This window comes from Streptomyces sp. NPDC042102 (genome assembly GCF_055582305.1).
In genome coordinates this window covers 78,658-97,236 of record NZ_JBVJDL010000006.1, presented here as the reverse complement: position 1 = coordinate 97,236, position 18,579 = coordinate 78,658, and the positions used below count along the sequence as shown (strand labels likewise).

Genomic DNA, 18,579 nt, shown 5'->3' with positions numbered 1-18,579 from the left:
CCCGCATCCGAAAGGAAACAACGACTGGAATCGGGACAGAATTCCCACACTCCGTCCCCATTTCCGAGATCTTGCAGTATCCTGCGCCGCCACCTCCCGGAGCGGGATACCGCGAGACCTACGGACGCGCAGGTCAGCCCCCTGATCGCCGTCGATCCGGAGCCGCGCCACCCTCCCCCGGTGAGACGCCCGTCACACCCGCTCGCCGCGCATTCGGCCGTCCTTCCCCCTGGAAGACGCCGCCTCCGCCCGCCGGGTTGCCTGCCCACCCCGACCGATTTGCCGGATACGCGACCAGCGCCGGACACCCGACCGCAGCCCCGGCCTCAGCCGAACCGAAGCGAGCGCCCTCAGCCGAACTGGAGCGAGCGCTTCGACAGACCCATCCAGAAGCCCGTCACCGGGTCGCGGCGGGACGTGAGGTCGCCGGTCGCGTCCGCGGCGCCGAGGGTGACGAACAGGGGGGCGAAGTGTTCGGTGCGGGGGTGGGCCAGGGCGCCGGCCGGGGACTTGGCCTCGAAGTCCAGCAGGGCGTCCACGTCGGCCGCGGCGAGGGCCTCGTGGCCCCAGGCGTCGAACTCCGCCGACCAGGAGGGGACACCGCCGCCCGGGTGCCGCAGGGCCGCCAGGTTGTGGGTGAAGAAGCCGCTGCCGACGATCAGCACGCCCTCGTCGCGCAGCGGCGCGAGCTTGCGGCCCACGTCCATCAGGCGGCGCGGGTCCAGGGTGGGCAGGGATATCTGGAGGACCGGTATGCCGGCGTCCGGGTACATCTCCACCAGCGGGACGTACGCGCCGTGGTCCAGCCCCCGGTCGGGGATGTCCTGGACCGGGGTGCCGGGGCCGCGCAGCAGCCCCCGGACGGACTCCGCGAGCGCCGGGGCGCCCGGGGTGTCGTAGCGGACCCGGTAGTAGTGCTCGGGGAAGCCCCAGAAGTCGTACACGAGCGGGACCCGCTCCGTGGCGCCGAGGGCCAGCGGCGCCTCCTCCCAGTGGGCGGAGACCATGAGGATCGCGGCCGGCCGGGGCAGGTCCGCGGACCAGGCGGCGAGCTCGCCGGGCCAGACCGGGTCGTCGGCCAGCGGGGGCGCGCCGTGGCTGAGGTACAGGGCCGGCATACGGGTGGTCGTGGTCACGGTGCGCTCCCTCGGGATTCGTCCGACGGGGAAAGGCTAACCCCCCTTGGTTCAAATTTGAACCAAGGGGGGTCGGTGCTTATTTCCCCGCACCCGCCACGGCACCACGCACCGGGCCGCGGGCCGCGGCGCGGCTCAGTGGGCGATCACCGGAACCTTCACGTCCGCGTCCTGGCCCGAACCCGCGGCCACGGCCCCGCCCGCCGAGGGGCGGCCGGTGTTGATCAGGGTCAGCGCGATGGCCGAGCTGGCGACGAGGATGCCGACCGCCCACCAGATGGCGGAGGAGTAGCCGTGCACCATCGCCTCGGCCTGGACCAGCTGCGCCGCGGGGCCGCCCGCGGCCGCCGCGGCCGCGTGGTCGGTCAGGTACGCGGTGGTGGCGGACGCGGCGATCGTGTTCAGCAGCGCCGTACCGATGGCGCCGCCCACCTGCTGCGAGGTGTTGACCATGGCCGAGGCCACACCGGCGTCGGCCGGGTCGACCCCGTGCGTGGCCAGCGACATCGCCGGCATGAACGCCGTACCCATGCCGAGGCCCAGCAGCAGCTGCGCCGGCAGGATCAGCGCCGCGTAGGACGAGCCGACCTCCAGCTGCGTCAGCATCAGCATGCCGAGCGCGGCGGCCAGGAAGCCGGGACCCATCAGCAGCCGCGGCGCGACGCGGGTCATCAGACGGGCGCCGATCTGCGTGGAGCCCGTGATCATGCCCGCGATCATCGGCAGGAAGGCGAAGCCGGTCTTGACCGGCGAGAAGCCCTTGACCACCTGCAGGTAGTACGTGAGGAAGAGGAACAGGCCGAACATCGCGATGACGGCCAGACCCAGCGAGAGGTACACGCCACCGCGGTTGCGCTCCATCAGGACGCGCAGCGGCAGCAGCGGGGACTTCACCCGCGACTCGACCAGCACGAACGCGGCCAGCAGGACCACGGAACCGGCGAACAGCGCGATCGTCGTACCGTCCGTCCAGCCGTCGGACTCGGCGCGCGTGAAGGCGTAGACGAGCGCGACCAGACCGAGGGTGGAGAGCACCACGCCGGGGATGTCCAGCGACGCGCGGCCGCGCGCGTCGGCCGGCTCGCGGATGACGAGGTACGCGCCGACGGCGGCGACCACGGCGAAGGGGATGTTGACGAAGAACGTCCAGCGCCAGTCGAGGTATTCGGTGAGGAACCCGCCGAGGATCAGGCCGACCGCGCCACCGCCACCGGCGATCGCACCGTAGATGCCGAAGGCCTTGGCCCGCTCCTTGGCGTCGGTGAACATGACGGCCAGCAGCGAGAGCGCGGCGGGCGCGAGCAGCGCGCCGAAGGCACCCTGCAGGGCGCGGGCGCCGAGCATCATGGCCTCGCCGGTCGCGGCGCCGCCCAGCGCGGAGGCCGCGGCGAAGCCCACGAGACCGACGACGAAGGCGTTCTTACGGCCCCACAGGTCGGCGATGCGGCCGCCGAAGAGCAGGAGTCCGCCGAAGGCCAGCGCGTAGGCGGTGATGACCCACTGGCGGTTGCCGTCGGAGATGCCGAGGTCCTGCTGCGCGGACGGCAGCGCGATGTTCACGATGGTCGCGTCGAGGACGACCATCAGCTGGGCCAGGGCTATGAAGACCAGCGCCTTCCAGCGGCTGGGATCGGCGTCGGGGACGGCAGCCGGCGATGCGGACGCGGCCGTTTTGGACATGGGGGTACCCACTTCTCGGTGCGTATGGCGGGAAAGCGCCAGAAAGGGATGGTGCGGGGATATATGGGATGGCTTGTCGACGCTAGCGGGAGTGTCCCGCGACGTCACATGGTTTTCTGCTTCAAATCGTCGAACGTGACGGGCACGCCGGGCAGTTCGGAGCGGGCCGGGGCCCGCAGCCCGTCCAGGAAGAGCTGGAGGTGACGGTGGACGAAGGGGGCCGCGTCCAGGCACGCGGTGCCCGGCAGCGGACGGCTGAGCTGGGACAGGGCGATCATCAGGTCCCCGACGGCGACGTCCGCGCGCAGCACGCCGGCCTGCTGGCCGGCGTCCATCAGGCGCTCGCTGATCTCGGCCAACGCGGTGCGTGCGGCGAGGAGTTCGGGGTCGTCGTGGTCGAAGTCGTCGGCGAGCATGGGGCACAGGGCGCCGATGCGTTCGTCGGCGGCGGCGTGCGCGAAGCGGCACAGCGCGGCGAAGGCGTCCGGCTCCTCGGCGAGGGCGTCCTCCGCCAGGGCGGTGACCCGGTCCATGACGTACAGGACGACCTGGTGGACGAGGGTGGTCCGGTCGGGGAAGTGCCGGTACAGGGTGGCGTTGCCGACGCCGGCCCGGCGCGCGATCTCGTCGAAGGGCACGTGCGCCCCGTGCTCGACGAGCATCTCGCGGGCGGCCGCGAGGATGCGCTCGCGGTTGCGTACGGCGTCGGCGCGGGGCCTGGGCATCCGGCACCCGGGGGCGGGGGCCGCGGCGGGGGCCGTGGCGGTCGCACCGATCGCGCTGGTCGCACCCGTCACACCGGTCGCACCCGTCGCGCTGGTCGATCGCTTCACTCCGGGCCTCCCGCCTCGCGTACGGCCGCCCCGAAACGGGGAGCCGGTCCCCGCTTGTGCGGGACACAGGTTCAAACGGGGATTCCGTCCCCGGTTATTTCACCCCTCCGTGTGAGCCGGGCCACATCCGGGTTCCCGTTCGGACGCACCCGGCGCGCGGCCCCGCCCGGCGCGTCGGAGGGTGAAACGCACGGAGCGCAGACCGGGCCCGGCCGGCTGCCGCGGACCGGAAGGCGACCGCCATGCCGCAGACCCGCCGCCGGATACGCACACACCGCCGCACCAGCGCCCTCGTCGGTCTGACCGCCCTGGCCCTGGGGATCGCGGCGACCGCGAGCACCGGGCTGTCCACACGGACCCGCACCGCCGCCGGCTCGGTCGCCGCCAGCACCGAGTCCGCCCTCGCGCCCTGCCGGATCGCCGGCACCATGGGCGTGCAGATGTCCGAGGGGCTGCCGACCCCGCCCGGGTACTCCCGGTCCACGGGCGAGGTCCGGGCCCTGAACCTGATGATCGACTTCCCCGACGCGGCCGGCGAGGGCACGGCCCTCGACCGGCTGGCGGAGTTCTTCCCCCAGACCTCCGACTGGTTCCGCACCAGCTCCTACGGCCGCCTGGCCTACCAGCCCGAGGCGCCCATAAGGTCCTGGCTGCGGATGCCGATGCCGTTCGCGGCGTACGGGATCGAACGCGGCTCCCCCTACGAGCCCGGCTACCGCCAGCTGGTCGAGCACATCGTGAAGGCCGCCGACGCCGAGGTCGATTTCTCCCGGTACGACCTGGTCAACATCCTGGTCACGCCGAACGCCGGGCCCTCCGCCCTCGACACCGTCCTGTCGGTGACGTTCTCCGGCAACGCCGAGGCGCCCGTCGCCGACGGCGTGCCGCTGGCCAACACGTCCTTCGTCTACAGCCGTCAGGACGACGGCTCCGGCACCTACCGGGAGACCGGCTACCGGGTGCTCCCCCACGAGAACGGCCACGTCTTCGGACTGCCCGACCTCTACACCGCCGACGGCGGCGGCGCGGTCGGCCACTGGGACATCATGAGCGAGGACTGGGGCGCCAACAACGACCTCCTCGGCTGGCACAAGTGGAAGCTCGGCTGGCTCGACAGCTCCCAGATCAGCTGCGCCGCCAAGTCCGGTACCAGCGAGCACGTCCTGTCCCCGCTGGCGGTCACTGGCGGCACCAAACTGGCCTTCGTCCCGCTCTCGGAGAGCTCCGGCTACGCGCTCGAGGTCCGCACCCAGGCCGGCAACGACGAGTCCGTGTGCCGGCCCGGCGTCCTCATCTACAAGGTGGACTCCGCCGTGGACACCGGACAGGGCCCGGTCACCGTGCACGACAGCTCGGACACCAGCGGCGGCTGCACCCGCCGTCCCAACGTGCACGCCGAGCTCTCCGACGCCCCCTTCCGGCCCGGCGAGACCTTCACCGACGAGGCGGCGGGCATCTCCATCGCCGTCGTGGGCGAGACGCGGGGCGGCAGCTACCAGGTCCGCGTCACCCGTCCGTGACCCGCCGCGCCCGGCCCGGGCGTGGCGCGGACCCCGGCGGCGGGCCGAAGGGGTAAGGGATAGGGGCATGACCACCACCCCCGAGGACCGGCTCGCCGCGGCGGGGCTGCCGCTCCCGCCGGCCCCCGCGCCTGTCGCCGTCTACGTGCCGGCCGTACGCAGCGGCAGTTACGTCCACACCTCCGGCCAGCTGCCGATGGTCGACGGCGCACTGCCGGTGACCGGCAAGGTCGGCGCGGAGGTCGGCGCCGGCCGGGCCGCCGAACTGGCGCAGCGGTGCGCGCTGAACGCGCTGGCGGCGGTGGCCTCGGTCGCCGGTGACCTCTCCGGCGTGAAGCGCGTCGTGAAGGTGACCGGATACGTGGCGAGCGCCCCGGACTTCACCGGTCAGCCGGGGGTGGTCGACGGGGCGAGCGAGCTGCTGGTCACCGCGTTCGGCGACGCCGGGATCCACGCACGCAGCGCGGTGGGGGTGACCGTCCTGCCGCTGGACGCGCCGGTGGAGGTCGAGATCGTCGTGGAGCTGCACACCCCGATGGCCGTGTGACCCCGGGTCACGTCCTCAGAACCTGACCGACGCGGCGACGGGCAGGTGGTCGCTGGCCGTCGCCGGAAGGGTCCACGCGGCCACCGGTGTCAGGTCGCGTACGAGGATGTGGTCGATGCGGGCGACCGGCAGCCCCTTCGGCCAGCTGAACCCGAAGCCCTCACCCGCCACGTCCTGGGCCTCGCGCAGGCCCGACATCAGCGGGGCGAGCGCGCCGTCGTCGACGGTGCCGTTGAGGTCCCCGACGACCAGGGTGCGCCCGGCCGGGCCGCCGCGGACCGCCTCGGCCAGCCGGCCCGCGGCCGCGTCGCGGCGGGCGGTGGTGAAACCGGCCGACGGGCTCAGCCGCACCGAGGCGAGGTGGGCGACGTACACCGTCAGCGGGCCCTTCGGCGTCTCGGCGGTCGTGCGCAGGGCGCGGGTGAACGGCATGATCGGCACGGCCCGGGTGTCGCGGAGGGGGAAGGCGCTCCAGAGGCCGACGGTGCCCCGGACCTCGTGGTACGGGTAGCGGTCGGCGAACGCCCGCTCGTACGCGGCCGTGGCGGGCTCGACCAGCTCCTCCAGCGCGATCAGCTGCGCGCCGGTCGCGGCGAGCGCGCGGGCGGTGGCGGCGGGGTCGGGGTTGGCGTCGTCGACGTTGTGCGTGACGACGGTGAGATCGCCTTCGACGGGCCGCTGCTTGCCGGTGAGCGTGCCGCCGTACAGGAAACCCCAGGTGACGGCGGGGACCAGCACGGCGACGAGCGCGGTGCGCGAGCGCCGTACGAGCGCGAGGACGGCCAGCGCCGGCACGGCGGCGCCGGCCCAGGGCAGGAAGGTCTCGACGAGACTCCCGAGGTTCCCGGGCCGGTCGGGTATCCAGCCGTGCGCGAGCAGGACGAGGGCGACGCCCCCGGCGGCCACGGCGGTACCCACCCCGCGCCGCCGCCGTCGGTCGATCACTTTCCCGGTCATGACCATGGTGACGCCCGGGACCGGGTGCCGGGTTTCCGGCCACCCGCAGCCGGGCCGACGGGCGGACGGACGACTTCCGGGAAGAGCCTGCCGATCCCCCCTGAACAGCGGCGGCGAACATGTGTACGCTGTGCACGCTTCAACGATCTGAACTAGTTCAAGACATCAGTTCAAGACATCAGGGGGGACCGGTGCAGCGTCGCCGAGTCATGATTTCCGCCGCCGTCGTCGCGGCGGTCGTTGGTCTCGTACCGGGCGTGGCGCAGGCGGACGGTCCGTCCGCGGACCGCGTCCTGGCCGCGACCGCCGCCAAGACCGACCTGTCGAAGTCCGCGGTGGCGGCCGCCGCCAAGTCGGCCACCTTCAGCAGCCCCGCCGAGCGGTCCGTCCGCACGGCCGCGCCCAAGGCCCCGGCCGCGAAGTCCGCGCCGTCCGCCGTGAACGGTGCCGCCGGCGCGCCGACCGTGGCCACGGTCGCCAACCCGGACCTCGGCGTGGGCCTCTACGCCTTCGGCACCAGCGCGCACGGCATCCAGCTGGAGTCGTACGTCACCAGCAGCGTGACCGCCCAGATCCGCGTCGACATCCAGTGGGGCGACGGCCAGACCACGACCGAGTGGGTCACCAACACCGCGGACGTGATCAAGCCGCACACCTACGCCGAGGTCGGCACCTACACGGTCAAGGTCACCGTCACGGACACGACCAACAACGTGTCCGAGGTGAACCAGCTCCCCATCACCACCGCCGGTTCCGAGTTCACCCCGCACGCGCCGACCCGTCTGCTGGACACCCGGGACGGCACCGGCGCGGCCAGCGCCGCCGCCGTCGCCCCGTTCGGCACGACCCGCGTGAAGGTCGGCGGCAACTCCGGCATCCCGGCCGGCGTGAGCGCCGTGGCCCTCAACCTCACCGTCACCAACGCCGCGGGCGGCGGGCACATCACCGCCTACCCCTCGGGCGAGGACCGGCCGACCACGTCGAACGTCAACTTCGTCGCGGGCCAGACCGTTCCCAACATGTCGATCGTGCCGGTCGGCGACGACGGGTACGTCGAGCTGTACAACCGCAGCGGTGGCCAGGTGGACCTGATCGCGGACGTCACCGGGTACTTCACCCCCTCCGCCGCCAGCGGCTACACCTCGGTGAACCCCACCCGTATCGTCGACAGCCGCGAGGGCCAGGGCACGCCCGCCAAGCGCCAGATCAACGGCCAGGAGTCGTTCGGCGTCCAGATCACCGGCAAGGCCGGGGTCCCGGCGGCCGGCGTGAAGGCGGTGGCGCTCAACGTCACCGTCACCGAGCCCAAGAGCTCCGGTCACCTGACGGTCTACCCGGGCGGGCAGCAGGCGCCGATCACGTCGAACCTGAACTTCACGGCCGGCCTGACGGTCGCCAACTCCGTGATCGTTCCGGTCGGCCCGGACGGCAAGATCAACGTCCGCAACGGCGCCTGGAGCCCGACCGACGTGATCGTGGACGTCGTCGGCTACTACAGCACCGACAGCCAGGCCGCCTACCTGCCCGTCTCGCCGACGCGTCTGCTGGACACGCGCGAGATGGGCATCGGACAGATGCCGGGCCGGGAGATCCTGCCCCTGCCGCTGTCCTTCGACCAGCCCTCGGTCAAGGCCTACGCGCTGAACGCGACGGTCACCGACACCCGCGGCAGCGGCCACCTCACGGTGTTCCCGGACCCGAACACCATGGAGCAGTACGAGACCGGCACCGCCGTGGAGCCGGTCGCGCCGAACTCCTCCAACCTGAACTGGTCGAAGGACGCCACCGTCCCGAACCTGGTCCAGGCGAGCACCGGCAAGACCGGCATCGTCGACTTCTTCAACGGCAGCTGGCACCCGACCGACCTGGTGATCGACATGTTCGGTCTGTACGACCAGAACTGACGCACCGCACCACCACCACCGTGCCCCGGGGACCGGCCGCCCAGGCCGCCCCGGGGCACGGTGGTCAGCGGCCCCGGGCACGCTGGTCACCGCCGAACGCAGCCGCGGAGCGGCACACCGATCCGCTACGCTGTCCCTGGGCCGCCCCGCGTGGCGGGCCCTGCCCCGCCTTCGTAGCTCAGGGGATAGAGCACGGCTCTCCTAAAGCCGGTGTCGCAGGTTCGAATCCTGCCGGGGGCACACCCACACAAGATCCTTCGGCCATGGCGGCCGGGGGATCTTCGTGGTTTCATGGGGGCGTGCTGCGTGGCGCCGCCTACTGAGAAGTGGGCCGGGCGGCGATCGGGCAGACACCTGGGAGTCGAGGAGCGCCACATGGGCGCGTATCCCACCGGCTTCGGCTGATCTTCACGGGCTGTAGACGCACCGTCGTACGCGTACACACCGTGAAGGAGACACCTCTCGTGTCGGTCCAGTCGTTCAATGAAGCTGTCATAGAAGAGTTCCGTGCCAACGCCGGCAAGGTCGGCGGGCCCTTCGAAGGGGCCGGGCTCGTCCTGCTCACCACCACCGGGGCACGGTCGGGGCGGGAGCACACCGTGCCGCTCGGATTCGTGCGGGAGCCGGACGGGGAGCAGCTGCTCGTCGTCGCGTCCGCCGCCGGGGCCGACCGGCATCCCGCCTGGTTCCACAATCTGCTCGCGCACCCGCTCGTACGGGTCGAGACCGGCACCGAGGAGTACGAGGCCGTGGCCGTGCCCGCGGCCGGGGCGCACCGCGCGGAGCTGTTCGCCCACGTCGTACGGCAGGAGCCGGGGTACGGGGAGTACCAGGAGCGGACGGAGCGGGAGATTCCCGTCGTCGTGCTCCAGCGCACCCACGAGACGGCGAGCGGGGAGGACGGGATCGCCGGGAAGCTGCTGGAGGTGCACGGCTGGCTGCGGGCACAGCTGGGGCACGTACGGCGGGAGGCGCGCGACCACGTCGCCGCCGGCGGGGGCGGGCCGGCCCCGCTCGGGCTCCAGCTGCGCCAGCACTGCCTGGCGTTCTGCCAGTCGCTGGAGTTCCACCACAAGAGCGAGGACGCGGGCCTCTTCCCCTACCTGGCGTCGCAGCATCCCCATCTCGCCGCGTTCTTCGAGCGGTTGGCGCGGGAGCACCGGGTCGTGTCGCGGCTCCAGGAGGAGATCGTGCAGCTGCTCGACCAGGTCGGGGAAGGGGAAGCGGAAGGGGCCGGGATCGTCGGGCGGCTGGAGGCGATGAGCCGGGAGCTGGAGGGGCATCTGGACCGGGAGGAGGAGCAGTTGCTGCCCGTCCTGCGGGCGCTGGGCGCCCCCTAGTGCTGTGGTCCGGGGCCGCCGTGGTCAGTGGTCGGTGCGGCCGTGGCGGAGGAGGGCGAAGGTGAGGCCGGCGGCGCCGGCGGCGGCCATGCCGGCGGCGCCCGCCATCAGCAGCCCGCTGCCGTGGACGACACCGCCCGCGTCCGGGATCGTCGGGACCGGTTCGCCCGCAGGGTCCTGCGCGGCCGAGACGGTGGCGGTGCCGGTGGCGGGCTGCGCGTCGGCGGCGAGGGCGGCGCCGCCCGGGAGGGCGAGCGCGACGACGGCACCCGCGACGACGGCCGCGTTGCGCAGGACGGTACGCGGGCCGGTACGGACAGTGGGACGCATGGGTGGGTTCCCTTCGTGTCGGCGGTCGCTTCGTACGGACGACGCTACGGGGGTCACGTCGGGGCCGTGCGTAGGGAAGGTAACGATGGCGCGGATGTGCGGGCGCGAAGGTGTCACGACGGGATCCGGTTGTCCGCCGGGCGCACGAAAAGCGCCCTCCCGGCCAGGAGCCGGAAGGGCGGGACGATGCGTATGACAGCCGTGCGGTTCAGCTCAGCCCTTTGCTGCGTTCGCCGATGCGGTCGCCCTGTGGGGTACCGGCGCGCTTCAGTTCCGCCTTCGTGTGGGCCCCGCCCTTGATCTTGCTCCGCACCGGGCCGTCGAACCCGTGGCCCGCCGGACGCGGCGCCCGGTCCGGCTCCTGGGCCCGGAAGGCCTCGCGGAATTCCTGCCTCTGCTCTTCGCTCATCCCGTCGTCACTCCCTCGGGAAGCACCCAATCGGACTACTCGGATCGTATGCGGACAGCCGGACAAATGCACCCTTTGGGCGTCCGTGAGGGGGTCTGTGAGGGGGTCGTCACGGCCGGTAGCCCGACGGGCGCGCCGGCGGGCCCAGCACCTGGTGGATCAGCTCCTCCGGGCACCCCGTGCCGCGCGGCAGCTGGTACGGCGACGCGATCCGGTACTCCCCCGGCGCCGGCGCCAGCAGCTCCGTCCACACGTCGCCCTCCGCGTCCGGGGCCGCCTTGAACAGGCACCCGGCCGTGTTCACGTACGCCTTCGGCGCCGCACCCCGCCGCTTGGACTCGGCGCTCTCCTGCGGCCCGGCCACCCCCCGGCCCTCGGCGTCGACCAGCCCCAGCCACGGCGAGTGCGGGATCCGCACCATCACCCGGCCGGCCGCCTTGACGTCGATGACCATGCGGTCCGCGCCCGCCCGCACCACCGTCGCGGGCCCGGTCACCAGCTGGGTCGGCTCGTGCACCTTGAACAGCTGCCAGTTCGCGTCGCCCCACACCTGCTGGAGGTACGGCAGCCCCGCGCGCACCAGCTTCGCCTCGCTCACGCCCCCCGAATCGGGTTTGTCGGCGGGCAGCACCACGTAGTGCACGGCCCAGCGCTCCAGCCAGGCCCGGTAGCTGTCCTCGGTGAGCGTGTCGTCGTAGAAGAGCGGATTGCGCTCCAGGTCGGCCTGCCGGTTCCAGCCACGCGCCAGATTGACGTACGACGGGAAGACCGAGGACTCGCGGTGGCTGCTGGCCGGGACCACCTCGACGCGGCCGCGCTCGGCCCCCGTCTTCTGCAGCTGGTCGACCAGCGGTGCCAGCTCACGGCTCCAGGCGGCCTTCGGGGTGGTGCGGACGATGTCCGTGATGCTGTTGGTGGTGATCCAGACGTTCAGCCCGACGATCGCCGCCACCACCGCGTACCGGTGGCGCGAGCGCGCCACCGCGTACGGGAGGGCCGCCACCAGCACGGCACCCCCGAAGAGCATGACCATCCGGGTGACGTTCGAGCCCACCTGCGAGTCGATCGCCCAGGTCAGGAAGACGCCGAGCGCGTAGACCCCGGACGCGATCCGGACCGTCCGCCACCGCTCGGGGACGAGGAACAGGATCGCCAGGGCGAAGACGAACGGCAGCCACGCCGAGCCGATCTTCATGGGCTGGGTGCCGGAGAACGGGAACAGCCACGCCGACAGCCCGACCACCGCGGCCGGTGCCAGCCCCAGGGCGTAGGCCCCGGGCCGTCGCCCGCTCAGGAACAGCGCCGCGGCCACCACGCCGAGGAACAGCCCGGCCACCGGGCTGGAGGCCGTGGCCGTACCCGCCAGGAGGGCCGCCACGGCGGCCTTGGACCAGCGCCGGTGCGCCCACTTGCGCGGCCAGCAGAACGCGGCCGCGACCGCGCCGAGCGCGAACATCACGCCCAGCCCGAAGGTCACCCGGCCCGACAGCGCGTTGCAGAAGAGCCCGTACACCCCGGCCAGGGCCGGCCACAGCGGTTCGCGGACGGCGCCGCGGCAGCGGCTGAGGATCAGCGCGCACAGCGCCGCCGAGACCGTCCCGGCGATCATCATCGTCGTCCGCACGCCCAGGACGTGCATCAGGTACGGGGAGACGACGCTGTACGACACCGGGTGCATGCCGCCGTACCAGGCGAGGTTGTACGCGGAGTCCGGGTGGCGGCCGACGAACTCGGCCCAGGCGTCCTGGGCCGCGAGGTCGCCGCCGCTGTTGGCGAAGACGTAGAACCAGACCACGTGCAGCACGGCGGCGACGGCGGCCGCGGCGACCGCCGGGTGCCGCTTGGCCGCGCCGAGCACCGCACGCCCCGCGGCACGGGGCCCGCCGGCCCGCACCGGGCCGTGTCCGGGCGGCCGTATACCGGTGTCACCGCCCGCGGTCTCGGCGGTCTGCTCAGCGGTGGTGGTCACTGCTGTACTCCCCAACATCGGTCCCGCTCCCAAGACGCGCTCCGGCGCCCCGGGGTTGCCCGGGGCGCCGGAAGGCCGTCACGCGATGCGGGTCAGCTTGCTGCCGATGCCCGGCGTGTCCAGATCGGTCTTGAGGGCCACGGGGACCTTGACCTGGCTGGCGCCCTCGCCCACGGTCAGGACCCCGACCTCGGTGCCCGCCTTCGCGGACTCCGGGATCCTCTTCCCGCCGTCGCCGAGCTTGATCGCCACGGTCAGCGAGGGCCACCCGACCGCCTGGACGTCGGCGGTGGCGACGACCGGAGTGTGCCCGCCGAGACCGTCGTCGACGTACCCGACGACCTGGCCCTTCTTGACCACCGTCTCGCCGGTCAGGGTCTTCTGGGAGGCGAGCATCAGCTGCTTGCTCGCCGCGACGACGCTGTCGATGATCGGCGGCTTGTGCTGGGCGAGGGTCGCGCCGACGATCAGCTGGTTGGTGTTGCCGACCTTCTTCTGGGCCGCCCAGAGCAGGTTGCCGCCGGCCTTGCTGGTGGTGCCGGTCTTGATGCCGAGCGAGTCGTTGTACGGGACGAGCTTGTTCCAGTTGTCCCAGGTCTTGCCGGAGGGGTCGGTCCACTTCGGCTTCTTGGTGATGTCGAGCAGCGTCTCGATCTCGACGAGCTTCAGGCCCAGCTTGACCTGGTCCTCGGCGGTGCTGACCGTGGTCGCGTCCAGACCCGAGGGGTCCGTGTACGTGGTGTTGGTCATGCCGAGTTCCTTGGCGGTGTCGTTCATCTTCTTGACGAACGCCTCGGGGTTGCCGCCGGAGTCCCAGCGGGCCAGCAGCCGCGCGATGTTGTTGGCCGACGGGATCATGAGGGCGGCGATCGCGTCGTACTCGGAGATCTTTTCGCCCTCCTTCACCGTGTCGAGCGTGGACTCGTTGTTGACCGAGTCGTTCTTCTTGCCCTCGGTCTCGGCGAGCTTGTCGACGTCGATCAACGGACCCTTTTCCCCCTTCTTGATGGGGTGGTCGCGCAGGATGATGTACGCCGTCATCGACTTGGTGACGCTCGCGATCGGTACGGGCTTCTGCTCGCCGGAGGTCCCGAGGGTGCCGAGCCCGGACGCGTAGACGGACGCCTGGCCCTCGGTGGGCCAGGGCAGGTTCGGCTTCTCGCCGCCGAAGGTGTGCGAGGACTTGGCGGTCATCGTCAGCTTCGGGGCGGGCAGCGGGCGGAACAGCTGCACGACGCCGAGGATCAGCACGAGCAGCGCGACCAGCGGTGTGTAGATCTTGACCCGCCGCACGGTGGTCCGCATCGCGCTGGGCGGCGGGGGCGGGTTGTTGGTCAGCTCGGCGAGCATGTCCAGCGGCGGCCGCGGGGGCAGGGGCTGCTGGGTGGTGCGCTCGGCGCCCCGGTGCTCGACCGGGGGCTTGTGCGTGGCGGCGGGCGGAGCCCCGGCGGTGGACAGCCCGGCCGGAGCCAGGGTCTTCCCGGAGGGGGCGGCGGGGGTGTTCCCGGCAGGCCCGGCGGCGGGGGTCTTCCCGGCGGCCGGGGTGGCGGGCTTGGCGGCCGGAGCCTTCCCGGCGGCCGGGGCGGCCGGCTTGGCGGCGCCCGCGGGCCGGGCGTCCTTGCCCACCCGGACGCCCTGCGAGGCCGGCTTGGCACCGCGGTCGGCGGCCGTGCCGCCCTTGCCGGCGTTGCCGTCCTTGCCGGCGTTGCCGTCCTCGGGGGCCGCGGCGGTGTCCTTCTTGTCGCCGTCGTCGCCCTTGCCGCCCTTGGCGCCCTGGCCGGCCGGACCGGCGGGACGGGGGCGGCCGTCGTCGGTGCGCAGCGGCACGAAGGTGCTGCCGGGGCGGCCTTCGCCCTCGGCCTTGCCCTCCGCCTTGTCCTCGGCCTCACCCTCGGCCTTCGGCTTGTCCCCGGCCGGCTTCGCGTCGGGCCGCACGGCCCGGAACACGGTGGTCGTCTCGCTGTCGGCGGGCTCGGCGGGGGCCGCTGCGGCACGCTGGCGCGGCTCGAAGAACGAACGCCCGGAGTCGCCGGAGGCCGCAGTCGCCCCCTTGGCGCCCTCGGCGCGCCGGGGGTCGTCCGCGCCCTTGGCGTCGCTCGCGTCCGGCTTCGGCGCGGCGGACGGCGCGTCCTTCTTCGCGTCCTTCGCGTCCTTCGCGTCCTTCGCGTCCTTCGCGTCCTTCGTGTCCTTGCCCTCCGGCTTCGACCCCTCGTCGGCCCGTGCGGAACCCGACGCGGAAGCGGAATCCGACGCGGGACGGATCGCGCGGAACACCGCGGTCTTCTCGCTGTCGGCCGGCTCATCGGCGCCGGCGGCACGCGGGGCGGTCGCGCCCTCGGACTTCACCGGCCCGCCGTCGGCCTTGGGCACGCGGAAGACAGCCGTACGCTCGCTGTCCGCGGGCTCGCCCGCGGGCCGCGGACGTACGCGCGGCTCGAACATGGAACGCGGGGCGGCGGAACCTTTGTCCTCACCGGCGGAGCCAGAAGCGGAATCCTTGGCGGAACCGCCCGCCGGCTCGTCCTCGGTGACCGCGGCACGCGGGTCGACCGAGGTCCCCCGCCCGGAGCCGGACTTCTCGGCCCCGTCAGCCTTGCGGTCATCCTGGGGCTCGGATGCAGAAGCGGAATCCTTGGCAGGCGCCTGGCCGTTCTTCGGCCCGGCGTCGCTGCGGGGCACCCGGAACACGGCCGTACGCTCGCTGTCCGCCGGCTCCTCGGCGGCCTCCGCGGGGGCGTCGCCGGCCTTGGCGGCCTTCTTGGCGGCGGCCTTGGTCCCGGCCCCGGTGTCGATGCGGGGCGCCCGGAAGACGGCCGTACGCTCGCTGTCCACCGGCTCTTCGGCCTTCTCGGCCTTCTCGGCCGAGTCCGAAGCGGAATCGGTGGCGGACGGCTCGGCGGACCGCTCGGTGGACCGCTCGGCGGACTTCGTCGACGCGGCCGGCGCGGTCTCGGAACCGGACGGCTCGTCATCCGCGTCCTTCGGGGAGTCCACCCGTCCGGGCGACTTCGCGTCGTCCGTGCGGCCAGCCCCCGCCTCCGCCTCCCCGTCCGCCTTCGCCTTCGCCTCGACCTTGACCGCGCCCTTGTCCTCGGCCTCATCGACCTCGTCGGCCTGGTCGGCCTCCGCCCCGGCGGTGCCGGATCCGGCGTCGTCGCCGGCGGTCGCGACCCACGCCGCCACCGCCGCCTTCAGCGCATCCGGCTCCGGCTCGGGGTCACGCGGACGCAGCACCGACAGACGCGGGTCGCGCTCCTCGCCGCGCTCCCCAGACGACTCACCTTGCTCTACCGACTTGTCGGGGGACTCGCCCGCCACCAGTTCCTCCTCGATCGCCGTCCGGCTGTCCGAACCGTCTAACAGTGTCCCGTCTCGGGGGCATCGCCCCCGTGCTAGACGAGAACGACATAGCTGCTGGTTCCCCCACAAAGCGAACAGGCACTCTCGACAGATGAATGTGAGAGGCGTCACCCTGTCATTCATCCACGCGGGGAGGCATGGATGGGCAGGAGCCGCAGAACAATTCCCGAGGAGCTTCTGCTGCTCGCCTTGGACCCGACCACGGGCACCACGGCGCAGCCGCAGTCGCTCGACCTCGGCCTTGCCGGGGCCCAGCTAGTGGAGCTGGCTCTGGCGGGACGGATAGCCCCTGACGGGGATCGTATCGCCGTGGTGATGCCACGGCCGACAGGAGATCCGACCTTGGACTCCGCACTGGAACTGCTGCGCCGCCGCGGCAGTCCGGTACGGGCCGTCCACTGGATCGGCGGACCCCGACTGGGGCTCCGCCAGACGTATCTCTCGCATCTCGAACGGTGCGGCATGGTCCATGCCGTGGCGGGGCAGATGTGCGGGGTGCTGCCGACGACTCGCTACCAGGCGACCGACACGGCGATCAGCCGGGAGATCCGTGCCCGGCTGGACAGTGCGATCCGCACCGGCGTACCGCCGGACCCGCGGACCGCGGCACTTGCCGCGCTGGCCCACGCGGTCGGGCTCGGCAAGCATCTGTACCCCGGTAACGAGGGGCGGTCATCCCGCTCCAGGCTGCGGGACCTGATCCGGCACGACCCGATGGGCGGCCTCGTGGCGCACGCCGTGATGGACGTCCAGAACGGGGTGGCCGCTCAGCCACGCCGCGAGCGGGCGACGGCATCGGCCTCGGCGTCGGGCGCGGCGTCCGTTCCGGCGCACGCGGCGGCGACGGCGGGTGGCGTACCGATGCAGCCGCGCCGCACGGGTGCGATGGCCCGCGTAGCCGCACGCTGACCCACGGGCCGGCGGACGGACCAGCACGACCGATCCACCTGATCCACCTGATTCATCCGATCCACCAGAACCACCTTCGGGAGCCGCCGGCGCGCGGGGTGGCGAGGGCCGTTTCGACCGGTCTCGCCACCCCGCGCGTCTGCATTCCCGCAGTTCCCCAGCGCAGGGACGGGCTTCGGTGGCAGTCTGCTCACCATCAGATACGCAGAGACAGCGAAGACCTGAGCAAGCGGAGGTGCCGTTCCCGTGGCGTCCAATGTCAATCCCACCGTCCGACGCCGCCGACTGGGCATGGAGTTGCGCAAGCTCCGCGAGGACAAGGGCATGACGGCCGAGCAGGTCGCCGAACGCCTCCTGGTCTCCCAGTCCAAGATCAGCCGCCTGGAGAACGGCCGGCGGTCCATCAGCCAGCGTGACGTCCGTGACCTGTGCGACGTGTACGAGGTCGAGGACCGCCGGCTCGTCGACTCCCTGATGCAGATGGCCAAGGACTCCCGCCAGCAGGGCTGGTGGCACGCGTTCGGCGACATCCCGTACAGCGTCTACATCGGCCTGGAGACGGACGCGGCCAGTCTCCGCACGTACGAACCCCAGGTCGTCCCCGGTCTGCTCCAGACCCCGGAGTACGCCAACGCGCTGATCCGCGGCGCCCTGCCCGAGACCGCGCCCGCCGACATCGACAAGCGGGTCCAGGTGCGGATGCGCCGCCAGCTGCGGCTCTCCGAGACCGACAACAACAACCCGGACATCGGTCCGCTGCGCCTGTGGGCGGTCATCGACGAGGCGGCGCTGCGGCGTTGCGTGGGCGACGCCCAGCTGATGATCCGGCAGCTGGAGCACCTGATAGAGCAGTCCGAGCACCCGCACATCACCGTGCAGGTGATGCCTTTCTCGATGGGCGCGCACCCCGGCGTGAACGGCCAGTACGCCATTCTCGAATTCCCGGACACTTCCGACTCGACCGTCGTCTACATCGAGGGCGTCACGAGCGATTTGTACCTGGAGAAGGCGAACGACGTTCAGCGGTACAGCGTCATGTACGAGCACTTGCGGGCCCAGGCTCTCAATGTGGAGCAGACCCGCGAGTTCATCTCGGACATCATCGGCAACTATGCGGGCAAGGGGAAGTAAAAGCGGAGGAAACCGGGCAGGCGACAAGGGGGCCCGCACCGTACACCGGCAACACCCGGCCACGGAAGACCCGGCCGGAATATGCCATCCAGATGGGTGAATGCTCTCTTCAGCCGTCGGGCGGTGCCGGTAGCGTCGATCACGTCGGCCGGAAAAGCCCTGGGAAACCGGGAATTCGTCCGGTCGGCGCCCCCCATCGAAACAACTCGCTGAACCGGAGAAAAACATGGCTATTCGACTGGGCGCGACGGAAAACTGGACCAAGTCCTCCTACTCCGGCGGAAACGGCGCGTGCGTCGAAGTCAAGTCCCCTGTCACCGAGGCCATCGCCGTCCGCGACTCGAAGGTGCAGCAGGGTCCGTCCCTCACCTTCGCGCCGGGCTCCTGGAGCTCCTTCGTCACCGAGGTGACCGAGGGCCGGCTGGGGCACCTCGTCTGAGGAACCGCCCCCGGCGATCGCACCACCGCACCACCGCACCACCGCACCACAACTGACTTGAGCCCTCTCGACTGGTCCGCCGTCTCAGCCGAGGGGGCTCGGCCATGTCCCGGAC

At 72.2% G+C, this 18,579-nt stretch carries 15 protein-coding genes and 1 tRNA gene; 8 read left to right on the top strand and 8 right to left on the bottom strand.

The features are described from left to right. Positions 1-350 precede the first annotated feature (350 nt). From ACZ6KO_RS24660 to ACZ6KO_RS24650, 3 genes are all read right to left on the bottom strand, one after another. Positions 351-1,118 carry a dioxygenase family protein gene (locus ACZ6KO_RS24660; RefSeq protein ID WP_469306348.1) on the bottom strand — a complete coding sequence of 256 codons (768 nt, stop codon included), beginning with the start codon at positions 1,116-1,118 and terminating at the stop codon, positions 351-353. Between the two features lie 153 nt (positions 1,119-1,271). Further along, positions 1,272-2,816, bottom strand: a complete 1,545-nt coding sequence (locus tag ACZ6KO_RS24655; RefSeq protein WP_469306166.1) for an MFS transporter — start codon at positions 2,814-2,816, stop codon at positions 1,272-1,274. A gap of 104 nt (positions 2,817-2,920) precedes the next feature. Next, positions 2,921-3,541, bottom strand: coding sequence for a TetR/AcrR family transcriptional regulator (locus ACZ6KO_RS24650; protein ID WP_469306347.1), 621 nt, complete (start codon positions 3,539-3,541; stop codon positions 2,921-2,923). A 350-nt stretch (positions 3,542-3,891) separates the two neighbouring features. On the opposite strand from ACZ6KO_RS24650, the gene ACZ6KO_RS24645 reads away from it, so the two are divergent. Then, positions 3,892-5,169, top strand: a complete 1,278-nt coding sequence (locus ACZ6KO_RS24645; protein WP_469306165.1) for a M6 family metalloprotease domain-containing protein — start codon at positions 3,892-3,894, stop codon at positions 5,167-5,169. A gap of 67 nt (positions 5,170-5,236) precedes the next feature. Next, positions 5,237-5,716, top strand: coding sequence for a RidA family protein (locus tag ACZ6KO_RS24640; RefSeq protein WP_469306164.1), 480 nt, complete (start codon positions 5,237-5,239; stop codon positions 5,714-5,716). Between the two features lie 15 nt (positions 5,717-5,731). Here ACZ6KO_RS24640 and ACZ6KO_RS24635 read toward each other — a convergent pair whose 3' ends face one another. Then, the gene (locus ACZ6KO_RS24635; protein WP_469306163.1) at positions 5,732-6,679 is read right to left on the bottom strand and encodes an endonuclease/exonuclease/phosphatase family protein; all 948 of its coding nucleotides are present in this window, start codon (positions 6,677-6,679) and stop codon (positions 5,732-5,734) included. A 203-nt stretch (positions 6,680-6,882) separates the two neighbouring features. On the opposite strand from ACZ6KO_RS24635, the gene ACZ6KO_RS24630 reads away from it, so the two are divergent. The 3 genes from ACZ6KO_RS24630 to ACZ6KO_RS24620 all read left to right on the top strand — a co-directional run bounded on the left by ACZ6KO_RS24630 (position 6,883) and on the right by ACZ6KO_RS24620 (position 9,917). Then, the gene (locus ACZ6KO_RS24630; RefSeq protein WP_469306162.1) at positions 6,883-8,577 is read left to right on the top strand and encodes a hypothetical protein; all 1,695 of its coding nucleotides are present in this window, start codon (positions 6,883-6,885) and stop codon (positions 8,575-8,577) included. Positions 8,578-8,744: 167 nt separating this feature from the next. Next, positions 8,745-8,817 (top strand) — tRNA-Arg (locus ACZ6KO_RS24625). Positions 8,818-9,041: 224 nt separating this feature from the next. Continuing rightward, the gene (locus ACZ6KO_RS24620) at positions 9,042-9,917 is read left to right on the top strand and encodes a nitroreductase/quinone reductase family protein (protein WP_469306161.1); all 876 of its coding nucleotides are present in this window, start codon (positions 9,042-9,044) and stop codon (positions 9,915-9,917) included. 24 nt (positions 9,918-9,941) lie between these two features. On the opposite strand, the gene ACZ6KO_RS24615 is transcribed toward ACZ6KO_RS24620, so the two are convergent. From ACZ6KO_RS24615 to ACZ6KO_RS24600, 4 genes are all read right to left on the bottom strand, one after another. Further along, positions 9,942-10,247 carry a hypothetical protein gene (locus ACZ6KO_RS24615; RefSeq protein ID WP_469306160.1) on the bottom strand — a complete coding sequence of 102 codons (306 nt, stop codon included), beginning with the start codon at positions 10,245-10,247 and terminating at the stop codon, positions 9,942-9,944. A gap of 208 nt (positions 10,248-10,455) precedes the next feature. Then, the gene (locus tag ACZ6KO_RS24610) at positions 10,456-10,656 is read right to left on the bottom strand and encodes a hypothetical protein (protein ID WP_469306159.1); all 201 of its coding nucleotides are present in this window, start codon (positions 10,654-10,656) and stop codon (positions 10,456-10,458) included. 109 nt (positions 10,657-10,765) lie between these two features. Beyond that, on the bottom strand, positions 10,766-12,643 hold the full coding sequence (locus ACZ6KO_RS24605) for an MFS transporter (RefSeq protein WP_469306158.1): 1,878 nt from the start codon (positions 12,641-12,643) through the stop codon (positions 10,766-10,768). 60 nt (positions 12,644-12,703) lie between these two features. Then, positions 12,704-15,943 (bottom strand): D-alanyl-D-alanine carboxypeptidase family protein, encoded by a 3,240-nt coding sequence (locus tag ACZ6KO_RS24600; protein WP_469306157.1) that lies wholly within the window; start codon positions 15,941-15,943, stop codon positions 12,704-12,706. Between the two features lie 183 nt (positions 15,944-16,126). On the opposite strand from ACZ6KO_RS24600, the gene ACZ6KO_RS24595 reads away from it, so the two are divergent. The 3 genes from ACZ6KO_RS24595 (at position 16,127) to ACZ6KO_RS24585 (ending at position 18,464) form a co-directional block, all read left to right on the top strand. Then, complete coding sequence (locus ACZ6KO_RS24595; protein WP_469306156.1) at positions 16,127-16,894, top strand: GOLPH3/VPS74 family protein; 768 nt, start codon at positions 16,127-16,129, stop codon at positions 16,892-16,894. 246 nt (positions 16,895-17,140) lie between these two features. Continuing rightward, the gene (locus tag ACZ6KO_RS24590; RefSeq protein WP_469306155.1) at positions 17,141-18,025 is read left to right on the top strand and encodes a helix-turn-helix domain-containing protein; all 885 of its coding nucleotides are present in this window, start codon (positions 17,141-17,143) and stop codon (positions 18,023-18,025) included. A gap of 226 nt (positions 18,026-18,251) precedes the next feature. After that, a complete protein-coding gene (locus ACZ6KO_RS24585; protein ID WP_401453195.1) occupies positions 18,252-18,464 on the top strand; it encodes a DUF397 domain-containing protein in 213 nt (70 codons plus the stop codon). Positions 18,465-18,579 lie beyond the last annotated feature (115 nt).